Source organism: Pontibacter ummariensis (assembly GCF_900188175.1).
Taxonomy (GTDB): domain Bacteria; phylum Bacteroidota; class Bacteroidia; order Cytophagales; family Hymenobacteraceae; genus Pontibacter; species Pontibacter ummariensis.
The window spans coordinates 267,100-280,390 of record NZ_FZOQ01000004.1; the positions used below are offsets into that span (position 1 = coordinate 267,100).

Below are 13,291 nucleotides of genomic sequence, written 5' to 3' on the forward strand. Positions count from 1 at the left end.
GGATGAAGAACAGTTACCTGTAAACAGGCTAAAAAGGGAGGGCAAGCCTTTCGGAATAGAGGATAGGTTCCATAACTGGTTTTTCCTTACTTTTTCCTTTTATAAGAGCTCTTTTTTCTTCTGGATTTACGTAACCAAAGCCTGTAAAGCAAGTGTGGCAACACTTTTACTGTTTGTATGTCAGTTATTTACTAGTTGTTTTATCACCTTTGCTAACTCCTCAGAAAGTGCCCGGCGTGAGAAGCGTTTGTGGTTGATATACGGCAGGTCGAGGTTTGGATTGATTTTCCAGGCCTTGCTGGTCTGCGTCATGTGATCCAACATAACGTCATAAGCCGTATAATGGAAAAGGCGTCCTGCCCCACACTCGTCAATAATATGGTCGGTATCAGAGTGTACGGGCCCCAGGCAGACAATGTGTTTGTTAGAGGCCAGGTACTCAAACAGTTTCCCCGGAACGTTGGAGTAAACAATGGGTACATCTGCTATAGCTAATAGCAGAATCGTGCTTTCCATCAGGTACCTGATGGCCTCCTGGTGCGGCACGTAAGGGATGAACTCCGTGATGCCTAGCACCCCGGCTTTTTCAATTCTTTTCTTCAAACCATCCGAGACCTGCCCCACGAAGCGAAGCTTATAGTTGATCTCACTGTGCACGGACATCAGGTGCGCCATTACCTTCAGAAAAACATCGATGTTATAGCTCTCTGTGATGGTGCCCGTGTACGTGATCAAAAACGTGTCTTTCGGGGGCTGGGATGGGTACTTGAAGTCATCCTCATCATAGCCATTCGGGATGACATGGATTTTGTCCACGTCCAGGGTCACGGGCTTGTTGAGGAAGAGACGCTTCGTGTCCTCACTTGTCACGATGATCGCATCGGCCTGCTCCAATACCTGCCGCTCATATTTCTCGTCCAGGCGCTTAGCTAGGGTTGTATGATGGAGCTGATCATAATAGTGAATGTTCGTCCAGGGGTCGCGGAGGTCGGCAATCCAGGGCAGATTGTACTTCTTTTTTAGCTTCAGGCCAATCAATTGGCTGGAGTGTGGCGGGCTGGTGGTGAGAATGGCCTTGTAGTTGCCTTGCCGCAACAGCTCATCCGCCTTTTTAAGGGCATGCTTGTTCCAGCCCACCCTTGCATCCGGAATAAAGAGGTTACCCCGCACAAACTTAAACACTTTGTCCAGAAAGGTATCCTCTGTCTTCTGATTGGCAAAACCACTGAAAGGGATTTCTTTCTTACCGGAGAGCTTTTTGTAGTACTCAAAGGGTTCAGAGGTAGCGGTGCGGTATACTTGTAGCCCCTTGGGTACTTCCTGCTCAAAGGTAGGGTCAAGAAGAGGGTAGGAGGCCTGCTTTTCATCTACGGTCAGCACCGTAGGCTGCACCTGGAACTGAGGCAGATACTTGCAGAACTTCAGGCCGCGCTGTACGCCCGGGCCGCCAGACGGGGGCCAGTAATAGGAAATATATAAAAGGTTTGTATTATCGTCTTTTTTCAAAGTATTCTTGGCTTTGCTTGTATTTCAAAGATAGAAATATTCTTACGGTATGCAGCAAATGCCGTTATGCAGGAAGTAACAGCCTATAGCAACGTTATCGTAAGAATTATAGTAAGGCGTGCTTTACACCAGTTAGCAGATGCTTCTCTCTTTGAACTTTAGCGCTCCAGCTTCTGTCCGGAATTCGAAGGCTCTTATTCGTAAATAATAGAGTAATTGCTTATTTTTGTAGGTAAACCCAGAAAAAGAGATGTTTGATAATTTAAGTAACAAATTAGACCGTGCCTTTAAAACGCTGAAAGGCCAGGGAAGCATTACGGAAATTAACGTAGCGACTACCATTAAAGAGGTGCGCCGTGCCCTGGTGGATGCCGACGTAAACTATAAAGTAGCCAAGTCTGTAACAGACAAGATCAAGGATGAGGCCATGGGCCGTGACGTCTTGATCGCGGTATCGCCAGGCCAGCTAATGGTGAAGATCGTGCATGAGGAGCTAACCGAGTTAATGGGTGGACAAAAGCAGGACATCAACCTGAAAGGTGACCCGGCTGTTATTCTTATCTCCGGTCTGCAAGGTTCAGGTAAAACAACTTTTACGGGTAAACTGGCCAGCTATATCAAAAAGCAGGGTCGTTCTGTGATGGTAGCTGCCTGCGACGTGTACCGTCCGGCGGCGATCAATCAGCTGCAGGTGCTAGCCCAGCAGGTAGGCGTAGAGGCCTATACTGAGCCGGAGAACAAGAACCCGGTACAGATTGCCCTCAATGCGATCGAGCATGCCAAGAAAACACATAAGAAAGTAGTCATAATCGATACCGCCGGTCGTTTGGCCGTGGACGAGGCGATGATGAAAGAGATCGAGGAGATAAAGAAGGCGATCAATCCATCTGAGACCTTGTTTGTGGTAGACTCTATGACAGGTCAGGATGCGGTGAACACTGCCAAGACCTTTAACGAGCGCATTAACTTCGACGGCGTGGTGCTAACCAAGCTGGACGGTGATTCGCGTGGTGGTGCTGCCCTTTCTATTCGTGCCGTGGTGGAGAAGCCGATCAAGTTCATTTCGACTGGTGAGAAGATGGAGGCTCTTGACCTGTTCTACCCGGATCGTATGGCCCAGCGTATTTTGGGTATGGGTGACGTGATCTCCCTGGTAGAGCGTGCGCAGCAGGCTTTTGACGAGGATGAGGCGAAGCGTATCAACAAGAAGATCCGTAAGAACCAGTTCAACTTCGATGACTTCCTGACGCAGCTGGAGCAGATCAAGAAGATGGGTGACATCAAGGATCTGGTAGGCATGATCCCGGGGGTTGGCAAGGCTTTGAAGGATGTAGAGATCGATGAGAACGCATTTAAACCGATAGAGGCGATCATCAAGTCCATGACTCCTTATGAGCGTGAGAACCCGGATGCCATAAGCGGTAGCCGACGTGCACGTATTGCAAAAGGTAGCGGAACAGACTTGCAACAGGTAAACAACCTGATGAAGCAGTTCAACGACATGCGTAAGATGATGCGCTCGATGAACAAGATGGCTGGCAAGCGCGGCGGCCTAGGCAACCTGGCCAACATGATGAAACGCTAATTTCCTGTGCTTTATAAAATAAAGGTCCGTTCTTTTTCTAAAGAACGGACCTTTGTATTTATCAGGAAAGCTGTGTTACTCTTGCAGAGATAGCCTGTCTAGTTCCTGCTGAAGCGAGGCAATAACTGCTTTGGCTTCCTGGGCTGCCTGATGCGCCAGGGACTTAACAAGGGCGCGGTTCTGATGCTTGATGCACTGCTGCAGCTCGGTCAGCGTACTTAGCAGGGGCTGCGCTACAACAAGAGAGACACAATCAGAAAAATCTGTCACGACTGCACCAAGTTTTTCCAAGTCATCACCGGACTCTATGTAGTTTTCCAGGGCACCAACGGCGAATTGGATATTGCCCAGGCACATACGCAACAACTCGTACAGAAACCCAGCCTGGCCTTTCATCAGATTTTGTAGGGTCGCCAGGTTAAGGCGAGGTGGAGTACGAAGGGGCGAAGTTGCGGGCACTCGCGTCAGTTTAAAAATTGTTCTGTATAAATGCTCCGGATCAAAGGGCTTAGAGACATACGCATCGGCCCCGGCAGCCATGCATTTCTCTATCTCTCCCTTCGTTGCATGGGCCGTAAGGGCTATAACAGGAACGCTTGCCTTCTCCCCGAACGATTCCCTAATTTGTCTGATGGCTTCATAGCCGTCCAATTCCGGCATTTGCATGTCCATTAGCACCAGATCGTATTGATTCTGCTGCAGCTTTTGCAGTGCCTCTTTGCCATTACTTGTCATGTCCAGGCTTATCCCCCACTCCGATAGCACCGTGGAAATAAGCAACTGATTGATCTCATTATCTTCAGCCAGTAACAGGCGAAGGTGTGTTAGCGTTTGGCTATGGTCTTCTGGCTCCGTTTCGTTAGTGACAGCTGCCGGCAGAGGGGGTGTTTCTTGGACGAGGAATGGTAGAGAGAATGAGAAAGTGCTTCCAACCTTAGGCTGGCTCCGGACGGCAATAGTACCTCCCTGTAGTTCCACCAGGCTTTTGGAGATAGCGAGCCCAAGGCCAGTGCCCCCGTATTTGCGGGAGGTATCGTTGGTCCCCTGCGTAAAGCTTTCGAAGATAGCGTGGAGCTTTTCCTTTGGTATGCCGATGCCTGTGTCTTCTACTGTAAACTCCAGCAGCTGTTTTTCATTCTCCTGCTGCCCTGCCTGAACGAATAATCTCACTTCTCCCTGCTCTGTAAACTTAATGGCGTTGCCTATTAAGTTGAGCAGCACCTGTTTCAGACGGTGCGGGTCACCCTCTAATAGCGTTGGAACTTCAGTGCCTACATGAACAGACAGTTTGTTTCCGCGTTCGTGTGCACGCGCGCCCATCAGGTCTACTATATCCTGTACCAGCTCAGGCAAGCTGAAGGAAATCTGCTCGAAGGTGAACTTTTGTGACGTGATCTTTGAGAAGTCCAGCAGGTCGTTTATGATGAGCATTAAATTGTTTGCCGACACCTGAATAGCTTTCAGGAACTTGTGCTGCTCTTCCGTGAGAGGTGTCTTCTGCAATACACTGGTCAGACCAATAATGCCATTCATTGGCGTGCGTATCTCATGGCTCATGTTAGCCATAAACAGCTCTTTTACACGGACTGATTGCTCTGCCAGTTCTTTGGCCTGCATTAGCTCCTGCTCGTTTCTGATGCGGTCGGTAATATCAAGTGCAAACCCGGTTACCCCCATCATGCGTCCTCTTTCATTATAGAAAGGCTTATAATGCGCATTCAGGAAGTAGCCTTTTGTTTCGTCTACAGATTGTATTGTTTCACCTTCCAGGGCTCTTTTAAATCTTTCCGCTATGCGCGGATGTTGCCGAAACACCTCTTGGTAAGGGCGGCCTACTATCTCATCGGGGTTTATGCCGCTTATCTCGTAAGCGCGCCCTTGGGCAAAGAGAAACTCCCCGGCAGCATTGGTGCTGAAGAAAGCCATTGGCGAATTGGAGATGATCATGTCCAGCTGGTGCTGGGTATCGCGCAGCTTCCGTTCCGATTCGACTCGCTGTAGCTCGGCTTTTCGCAGGCGTATAGCTGAGCGGATGCTATGCGAGATTACCTCAGGAGTGAGTAGACTCTTCGGAATGTAATCAGCGGCCCCTATGCGCATGGCCTGTGTGGCGATTCGTTCGTCCCCATGCGAGGTAACGAGCAGTACGGGTGCCTGTAACTCCAGGCCCAGTATGTGCTGCATGAGCTCTAAACCGTCCATGTCCGGCAGCTTAAAGTCAAGAAAAATGCAGTCAAATACTTGCTCCCGCAGCAGCTGTAACCCTGTTTGCGCGGTACTCACGGAAAAGGACTGGGCATTCAGGCCAGACTTCTGCAATGATCTTCTAAGCGCCATTTGATCCACTTCATCATCGTCGATGATCAGGATTCTTAATTGCTCGCAGAACGCCTCTTGCAGGTTATTGTTCTCTTTATCTTTGCTCAAAGTCTCTATACTAATTATAGAAGAAGGGTATGCTGTTCGTGTTTGTTAGGGACGCTCACAAAGCTTCCAGTAATTATTAAGAGTGGCCACGGAAGCAATGAACTTTTCGAACGACAAGGGCTTCAGAATATAGCCCGCCACGTTAAGGTTATAGGCATTGATCTTATCGCTGTCTTCGTTGGAGGTGGTCATCATAAAAACACTGGCGCTCTTAAACTCCTCATCAGCGCGCAGCTCCCGCAGGAATTCCAAGCCATTCATTTTGGGCATGTTAATATCGAGGATGATGATGTGTGGAAACGGAACCATGCCGCTGCGTAGCATCTCAAGTGCCTCTTCGCCGTTATGGGCAACAAAAAGAGGGTTGGTGATAGCGTTTTTGCGGAAGGCGCGCTGCACGTTCATTATGTCTACCTCGTCGTCCTCCACTAACAAAATGTTAACTAATTTCTCGCTCATGACTGTGTGTGTATGCTTTTTAGGTATTGGTTAAAGGCCCTTTTGGCCATGTAAAGCGGATGGTGGTGCCTTCCGGCTCGTTTGCCAGCGCTTCTATAGTGCCGCCCGCAAACTGTACTGTTTTCTTTGAAATTGCCAGCCCTGCTCCCACGGTATCTACCTTATCTTTCGGGCATACTGTATAGAAAAGGGTAAAGACTTTACTTAGGGCCTCGGCCGGTATCCCATCGCCATTGTCCGTCACTTCAAACAACAGAAACTCTGCCTGCTCCTGTACCCGCACAATGATTTTGGGGCGGTCTTTCTGCGTAAAAAAAGAGGCGTTTTGTAGCAGCTGGCTCAGCACCTGCCGCAACTTGGCTTTATAGGTAAGCAGCACCGGCAGCTCTGCGGGCACGTCTACCTGAACATGAGGGGGAAGCTCTGCCTTTAGCGCTAGCAGCAGCTCTAAGAGGTCCGTCGGCCCTGTCTCAAGATCATACCGGGAGACGCGCGAGTACTGTAGCAAGGCCTCGATCATGCGTTCCAACCGGAAGGCCCGGTTGCGCAGTAGGTCCATGTTGTGTTTCACGTCAGGAGGCAGGTGGTCCCCCAGGTCTTCCTCAATCCATTGTGAAAGATTAACGATAGCCCGCACCGGTGCTTTCATGTCGTGCGAGACGATATAGGCAAACTCCTCAAAGTCTTTTTTAAGCTGTTCCAATTGCTTGGAGCAGGCTGCTGCGTGTGGTTCCATGTCCATATTTAAACGACCAGCACGGCACTAGGGGAACTTGCTTTTACCACATCGGCGCTCTTTGGCCATGTAAATACAAAGCGGCTACCCATTCCTTCTTCTGATTCTATTCTGATGCTGCAGCCTTTCTCGCTCACTATCTTTTTCACGATAGCCAGCCCGATGCCTGTGCTTTCTTTTGTGTCACGGGCCTCCATGGTCTGGAAGATGCCAAACACCTTCTCGTGGTACTCTTTGCCAATGCCTGGCCCGTTGTCTGCTATCCAAAACTCATAAGAACGGGCCAGCTCCCTGGCCCCAACCTGTATTACAGGATGCGGCTTGTCGTTGTACTTTACCGCATTGCTGATTAGGTTCGTGAAGACCTGTTGCAACAGGATGCGTTCGGTGTTAAGCTCAGGCAGTGTACTGCTCACTTCTATGCTAACGCTATCGGGCAGGGCCAGGCTTTCTATAGTCTCCTCTACCAGCCGAAAGCAGGAGAAGTGTTGTTTGGGCAACTCTTTCCGACCAATACGGGAGTAGTCCAGTATGCCGTTGATTAGGTTTTCCATCCGAAAAACGCGCCCTCGCATCAGCTGCAGGTTATGCTTGATTTCCTGGTCCAGGTCAGAGCCCAGGTCTTCCTCTATCCACTCAGCCAAGCTGTTGATAGCCCGTAGCGGTGCCTTTAGGTCATGCGATACCACATAGGCAAACTGGTCCAGTTCGCTGTTTATCTTCTTTAGATTGGAAAAGCTTGCCTCCAGGCGCTGGGCCATTACGTTCAGGGACTTAGAAACCTGGGTAATCTCATCGTTGCGCTCATCGGTTACCCGGGCTCTCAAGTCGCCGTTGGCTATTTCTGTTGCCATTGCAGCTATACCACGAAATCGCTCGCGAATCGCTTTTACCAATACCTGTATGATAAAAAGGCCTACTGCAAAGCAGACCACGGTTAGGGCAATAGACAGATTGTCCGTAAAGCGGAGACTTGCCTTCAGTTCCTGCATCCTGCTCTCTTTTAGCAGCACTTCCTGATTGTCGAAAGTGCTTATCTTGCCTCGGATTACGCTCATGATTTTTCGTCCTGCTCCTGCCCGGATCATGTTATTACGAAAGTCTTCGAAAGCAGCTTTACCCGCCTCAGTCCTAAGAGCTTCTTTTTGCAGTTTGATGGAGGGGATGGCAAACACATGCAGCCATTGTTTGTAGGTTGAGTCTATGGAAGTAAGGAGCCTGCGCTGCGCTGGGTCTTTTACTAGTTCGAATAGTTGTTTGTTTGCAAACTCATAGTCCTCTTGCCCGTTATAATAAGGTTCCAGAAAAGCTTCATTGTCGGATACCTGAAAGCCCCTAAGGCCGGTCTCGGTGTCAACTATAGCTTTACCCATGGATTGGGAGAGGCGAAGTATTTCGCTCGATACCATGGCTTGCTCAACATCTTCCTGCACTACTGCTGTTTGCAGCACATACGAAGCTGTTACAAACGTAAAAACGAGCATAATAAAGCCAAAGGCCAGGTAAATTTTGGTAAGGAGCTTCATGTATGGCTAAAGGGCAAAGTATACCAGGAGGGCTATGACCGGAGCTGTCTTTTTTCTCCAATATAAGCAGCGCAATATACTTTGTTAGCACAATCTAGCCAAGAAGAATAGGGGCAACTGTGGCTAATACTTTGTCTTGTCAGTTCTTTGTGCCCAGGTACTGAAGGCTATGTTTGCTTCCTGTGGCAACAGTTGCTCCATCGGGATTGTCCGGTCCCCCACCGGCTTTTCTATTTCTTCGTAAATGAGGGCGTCATCAAAGCCAATAGCTGCGGCATCCTGTCTGGTATTGCCATAGTACACTTTGCGGATCCGGGCCCAGTAAATGGCTCCCAGGCACATAGGGCAGGGCTCACAACTGGTGTAGAGCTCGCAATCAGACAAGTCGAAACGGCTCAGAACCTGTGATGCCTTCCGGATGGCATCTACCTCGGCATGTGCTGTAGGATCGTTGGATGAGAGTACCTGATTATAGCCATAGGCCACTACCGCGTTGTTTCGTACAACCACTGCTCCAAAAGGACCTCCGAATCCCTCCTCCATTTTCTCTAAAGAAAGCCGTATCGCTTTCCGCATGAATGCCTGCTTGTCGCTCATATGATGTTGGCTTTGCTGCTATAGACACTGCTTCCGTAGGAGAAGCTACCTTGTTTGTCTTAAGCATACTACCATTTAGATATGAGGTTGCGTACCCGGCATAGCGAAGGCGTAAGGCATGAACTGAAGCGGTTTTATGTATCGTGATGTAGCAAAACTTCTTATCAAACTAAAATCGCTCCCGGTTCTCCAGCTTCAACTTCTCATACTCCTAGCACACCTGTAGGGGGAGGTGGCTAGGATTTACTTGTTTTGAGGAAGAACAGGACCTTTTGCGGATATTACATAGCCCGGAAAGACAGGTGTGGGTTATTTGTCTTTCTCGAACTTCACTCTCTTGAACTCCGTTTCCACCTCCATGTCAGGGTGCGGCGTGGTGGGCAGTTTGGAATGAAAAGAGCGGGAACGCCACAGCATCTTGTTCTCTTCCGGGAAGGTTACCCCGATCCGGTGAGCCGGGTGATTTCTGGTGAAGGTGAGGGCCAGGATACTGTCTTGTCCTTCGCTCTCCTTTAACTCATAGGGAAAGGCGGAGGGATCCCTTAGTCTCTTAATATCTACAATGGTATCCTGAAAGATGAAGATGGAAAAGTTTCTGCCGTTGTAGTCATGTTGGTAAACCTGTTGCTGCTCCATCTGGTTGCCTAGAGAGTCAAAGTAGGTAGTGGTGGATTTTGTCATTAGCCACTCGCCCTGCAGGCGCTCGCGCAGGGGTTTCTTTGCTTCAGGCATGTCGCAGGAGGAGGACAGGAGCAGGCCGCCCAGCAGAAAGAGGAGAGGGATAGTGTTTTTCATAGGTTCGGGGTTTATAATGAGAGGTTAGGTTTTAGCTTGGAAAGAGCTTACAGTCTGCTCACGGATATAGGGTAGTTGCCAAAGGAGCTGACCAATTCCATCACATCTTTAAAGACCAGGCCCTGCACGCTGCGGGCTTTGTCGCTGTATTCCCAGTCATAGAAGTTAGAGGCCGGAGCGTTCACGATGTCGCTTGATTTTTTCTGCCAGCGCATGGTCAGCCGTATCTTGCCCATCTCATCTGCTGAGGAAGTGATGGTGTAGTGATAGTTTAGCTTGCTGGTATCTTTGGGCCTGGTGGTGAAGGTCAGAAAGTCTTTGTTACTGTCACCAATGGCGAAGCCGTTCTGCGCCAGGTACCGGCCCCATTGCATAAAAGCCTCCTCACCATTCAGGCCCGTATCGATGATAATGGCATTGTCCTGCTTCTGTGGCGTGGTGATGGGGGATACGGCCTGCCCTCCATTTTCGGTGGAGGCATACAGCGAGGTGCTTTCTTGGGCAAGCGCGCCAACGCATACTGAAAGAAGCAAAGCAGTGAAAAGTGTTTTCATGGGCTAGGGAGTGGTTGTATGAGACCTCCTTTTGTCTTTGTGGCTCGGAAAGAAGCGAGAAGCAATATATATAATAATTATTGTATGATTAGTGTTTTTACTTAGAAAAATTACTGTTGTCTTGATGCGTAGGGGAAAAGAAGATGAAAAAATATGCAGCATCGTTCATTAGATACAGGAACGCTCTATAATATAACGATAGGACATATTAGAGGTGTAAATAATATGTTTGCCCTGTTGCGGTGGGTCAATCATGACTAAAATGATAAAAGCCACACTCTGCTAGGAGTGTGGCTTCACAGCTAAAACTTAAGGGACTTACTTAGATCTCACCTTAAACAAGCAATCCTTTGTTTTCATAACTTCTCAAAACTAAGCAGAATAAGTTCTGTTACAATTCATTTTATACCAATCGCTTGATAACATAGGCCATACATAGGAAATCATCGACGAAGCCGAAGTTCGCCTGGCATGACTGAATGTCGGAAGACACAGTGAAAAGGGGCCCCTCCAAGAGCAGGAACAGCCTTCGCTATCCGGTCAAGAAAGGTTAGCTTCTGTTGTTCAACCTAATTCACCGGAGTTTATAAGTGCTACTGGAGCCAGAGGGGGTTGTCGAGAGTATGTGAGCACGGAGCTTCCGTAGCCATTTGGCCTGCTATAAGGTTCTGGAAGCTATCTATGGAAAGTAATCTGCCCAAGCTTAATAGCTTTACAAACGTACGAAGGAAGCAGCGGGCGAGATGGCGTAGGTCAGGAGGATTCTGTGGTATAGAAAGAAAGTAGTATAAACATAAATCGCTATGTTACAAGCGGTAAACTTTATTTTGTTGTAACACTAAACCTTGCTTTATTGCAGGCTTTATTCGGTTAAATGAAAGCAAACAGGTTACACAACTTAGACTACCTGAGGGGGCTTTGCGCCATTGGGATAATGAGTTACCATTACACGGGCTATGCCTACCAGGTCCATTTATCACCCGATGATTTCATACAAAAGATCGGTATTTATGGGGTGTCTATTTTTTATGTGCTCTCAGGCCTTACCCTCTACCATGTCTACAGTCCAACCTTGAGACCTGATGGGGTTAACCTCCCGGACTTCTTTATAAAACGCGCCTTCCGGATCATGCCGCTGTTGTGGGCCCTGATTCTGATAAACCTATGTCTGAGGGAATGGCCAGGAACAAGGATGCTTGTCCTGAACTTAACCGGCCTTTTCAGCATTCTGGCACCTGACGAATACTTTGTAACGGGGCTGTGGAGCATTGGCAACGAACTGTCCTTTTACCTGCTTTTCCCGGTCCTGATGGTGCTATTGAAAAGGAGCATCCCTTTACTGCTAGCGCTGTCTCTGGTGGTCCTTGGCTTTTACAGTTACTATGCCTTTTATGTGTTCCCTGGTTTTGATGACTTTAACAAAGGAGTGTGGGAGCACTATGTTAATCCGCTTAATCAAGCCTTTCTGTTTCTCTCCGGCTTCCTTTGTGGTGTTTTAATGAAGGACCGGGAAGTGAAAACGGAAATCATGCTTTGCGTGCTGCTGCTTGCACTAGGCATGTTTGCTTTTTTCCCTGTACAGGGAGGAGGTGTACTGCCACTAATGACAGGTGGCGTGCGAATGCTCTATACCGTGCTCGCAATATTAATCTGCCTGGCAGCCTACAAGGGCACCTACCAGTTGCCCTCCTTCCTTGACAAGCCGCTGAGACTGTTAGGCGAAATTAGCTACTCTGTTTACCTGTTGCACCCTGTGGTGTGGATGGTGCTACAATACGTCAGCAGTATTTACACACTTCCTGTGTCTGTGAGGCTAGTGCTAAGTGTGGTAGGAACACTCACCATCAGCTACTTTAGTTTCAGGTACTTTGAGCAATATTTTATAAGGCTAGGCAGGAAGTTTTCTGCCAGTCTGCCCAAGACTGTAGCAGCGAATCGTAAAGTTGCCTAACCTGCTAGAGCTTGGTCATCTAAATATAAAAGAAGAGGTAAAGTCTCTCCCTGGCCGGAAGAACTTTATTCGCTTCAGGTTTGATCTGCTGGCAACAAGCACTATATGAACACACAAAAGAATAGCTTGCGCTACACTTGTGCCCTTAGGTGCATACTCGTAGTGCAAGCTATTTCAGGTGGTGCCATTTAAGGCGTATGGCTTTACAATTGTATTCAGTTTATTATGTGCAGTTGAGCCTTCTTATAATATAACCCTTTTTTAAAGTTTACGAGATACAGTAGCAATAGTTTGTGCCTCGAGTAGAGCTTATAGCCTATGGAAACCTTCTTCCATAGTATGCGAAACGGTGGTAAAACTGGTGCAAAATATCCTATACCTTTAAGACGCGTATTTATAGCTGCAAGAACAATTGATGAAGGAGTTATGATACGACAAGTAAGACTAAGCGCTATATGGGTGTTGGTAGCGGGTATACTTATTAGTAGTTGCTCTGCCACCCGAGAGCAGTCGGTGGAAGACGAACTGACGGATTTTAGAGCTTGGGTAAACGAGCAGACCTCCGACCTGACTAACCGAACGAAAGAAGACTGGCAGCAGGCCAAACAGGACTTTAGAACGCGTACGGCAGAACTGGATCAGCAGCAGGATAACTTCTCTGATGAATTAAAAGAAGAGTATAAACAGTTGAAACAGGTCTTTACAGATGCCGACGATGCTTATGAGCGCAGCCTGCGTGATAAGCGCATGAATGAGTGGGAGCGTAACCTGTTGGAACGGTGGGCCGATATGACCACGATCAATGAAAACAGTGTCGGCGAGGCCTATGCCACTTTTCTGGAAAACGTGCGGTTGAAAAAGGATGGATGGAACGAGAACGACTGGGAAATGGCTAACATGGTTTTTGAAGAGCTTAACGAGCGAAAAGAGGAAATAGCCGGTAATATTCAAACGGAGACAGAAGTGAGGATTAAGGCCTTGCAAATGGAGTTTCAGACCCTGCAGAATGCTGCTGCCAGATAGGTTGTGACCCAGTCCGTGTAAAATAGACAAAACTTTAAGAGGCTGTTTTGATTTCATTTATCTAATTTCTTAAGCATGATATGTATCATGGTAATCTGAATCATGGTCTCGGCTGATTTAGTGCTGCGTTCA

The 13,291-nt window shown here is 48.2% G+C and carries 11 protein-coding genes; 3 read left to right on the plus strand and 8 right to left on the minus strand.

What is annotated here, in order from left to right; genetic code table 11:
* Positions 1 to 180: 180 nt before the first annotated feature.
* A complete protein-coding gene (locus CHB92_RS06715; protein WP_089318415.1) occupies positions 181 to 1,506 on the minus strand; it encodes a glycosyltransferase family 4 protein in 1,326 nt (441 codons plus the stop codon).
* A gap of 250 nt (positions 1,507 to 1,756) precedes the next feature.
* Between CHB92_RS06715 and ffh the strand changes: the two genes are divergently transcribed.
* Positions 1,757 to 3,091, plus strand: a complete 1,335-nt coding sequence (ffh, locus tag CHB92_RS06720) for a signal recognition particle protein (RefSeq protein WP_089318416.1) — start codon at positions 1,757 to 1,759, stop codon at positions 3,089 to 3,091.
* 75 nt (positions 3,092 to 3,166) lie between these two features.
* On the opposite strand, the gene CHB92_RS06725 is transcribed toward ffh, so the two are convergent.
* The 7 genes from CHB92_RS06725 to CHB92_RS06755 form a co-directional block, all read right to left on the minus strand.
* Positions 3,167 to 5,518 (minus strand): hybrid sensor histidine kinase/response regulator, encoded by a 2,352-nt coding sequence (locus CHB92_RS06725; protein WP_089318417.1) that lies wholly within the window; start codon positions 5,516 to 5,518, stop codon positions 3,167 to 3,169.
* 45 nt (positions 5,519 to 5,563) lie between these two features.
* Positions 5,564 to 5,977, minus strand: coding sequence for a response regulator (locus CHB92_RS06730; protein WP_089318418.1), 414 nt, complete (start codon positions 5,975 to 5,977; stop codon positions 5,564 to 5,566).
* A 19-nt stretch (positions 5,978 to 5,996) separates the two neighbouring features.
* Positions 5,997 to 6,719, minus strand: coding sequence for a sensor histidine kinase (locus CHB92_RS06735; RefSeq protein WP_089318419.1), 723 nt, complete (start codon positions 6,717 to 6,719; stop codon positions 5,997 to 5,999).
* Between the two features lie 2 nt (positions 6,720 to 6,721).
* Entirely contained in the window at positions 6,722 to 8,239 is a 1,518-nt protein-coding gene (locus tag CHB92_RS06740; RefSeq protein WP_089318420.1) for a sensor histidine kinase, read from the minus strand.
* Positions 8,240 to 8,362: 123 nt separating this feature from the next.
* Positions 8,363 to 8,836, minus strand: a complete 474-nt coding sequence (locus CHB92_RS06745) for a nucleoside deaminase (protein WP_089318421.1) — start codon at positions 8,834 to 8,836, stop codon at positions 8,363 to 8,365.
* 309 nt (positions 8,837 to 9,145) lie between these two features.
* Positions 9,146 to 9,631 carry a hypothetical protein gene (locus tag CHB92_RS06750; RefSeq protein ID WP_089318422.1) on the minus strand — a complete coding sequence of 162 codons (486 nt, stop codon included), beginning with the start codon at positions 9,629 to 9,631 and terminating at the stop codon, positions 9,146 to 9,148.
* A 47-nt stretch (positions 9,632 to 9,678) separates the two neighbouring features.
* Positions 9,679 to 10,185 (minus strand): hypothetical protein, encoded by a 507-nt coding sequence (locus CHB92_RS06755; protein ID WP_089318423.1) that lies wholly within the window; start codon positions 10,183 to 10,185, stop codon positions 9,679 to 9,681.
* Positions 10,186 to 11,059: 874 nt separating this feature from the next.
* Between CHB92_RS06755 and CHB92_RS06760 the strand changes: the two genes are divergently transcribed.
* On the plus strand, positions 11,060 to 12,136 hold the full coding sequence (locus CHB92_RS06760) for an acyltransferase family protein (RefSeq protein WP_089318424.1): 1,077 nt from the start codon (positions 11,060 to 11,062) through the stop codon (positions 12,134 to 12,136).
* Positions 12,137 to 12,562: 426 nt separating this feature from the next.
* On the plus strand, positions 12,563 to 13,159 hold the full coding sequence (locus tag CHB92_RS06765; RefSeq protein WP_144266280.1) for a hypothetical protein: 597 nt from the start codon (positions 12,563 to 12,565) through the stop codon (positions 13,157 to 13,159).
* Positions 13,160 to 13,291: the final 132 nt, after the last annotated feature.

What these genes read in the sequence shown, in the direction of transcription:
- ffh (WP_089318416.1), top strand. Translation starts at nt 1,757, where the DNA reads ATGTTTGATAATTTAAGTAACAAATTAGACCGTGCCTTTAAAACGCTG.
- CHB92_RS06730 (WP_089318418.1), bottom strand. Translation starts at nt 5,977, where the DNA reads ATGAGCGAGAAATTAGTTAACATTTTGTTAGTGGAGGACGACGAGGTA.
- CHB92_RS06735 (WP_089318419.1), bottom strand. Translation starts at nt 6,719, where the DNA reads ATGGACATGGAACCACACGCAGCAGCCTGCTCCAAGCAATTGGAACAG.
- CHB92_RS06740 (WP_089318420.1), bottom strand. Translation starts at nt 8,239, where the DNA reads ATGAAGCTCCTTACCAAAATTTACCTGGCCTTTGGCTTTATTATGCTC.
- CHB92_RS06745 (WP_089318421.1), bottom strand. Translation starts at nt 8,836, where the DNA reads ATGAGCGACAAGCAGGCATTCATGCGGAAAGCGATACGGCTTTCTTTA.
- CHB92_RS06750 (WP_089318422.1), bottom strand. Translation starts at nt 9,631, where the DNA reads ATGAAAAACACTATCCCTCTCCTCTTTCTGCTGGGCGGCCTGCTCCTG.
- CHB92_RS06755 (WP_089318423.1), bottom strand. Translation starts at nt 10,185, where the DNA reads ATGAAAACACTTTTCACTGCTTTGCTTCTTTCAGTATGCGTTGGCGCG.
- CHB92_RS06760 (WP_089318424.1), top strand. Translation starts at nt 11,060, where the DNA reads ATGAAAGCAAACAGGTTACACAACTTAGACTACCTGAGGGGGCTTTGC.
- CHB92_RS06765 (WP_144266280.1), top strand. Translation starts at nt 12,563, where the DNA reads ATGATACGACAAGTAAGACTAAGCGCTATATGGGTGTTGGTAGCGGGT.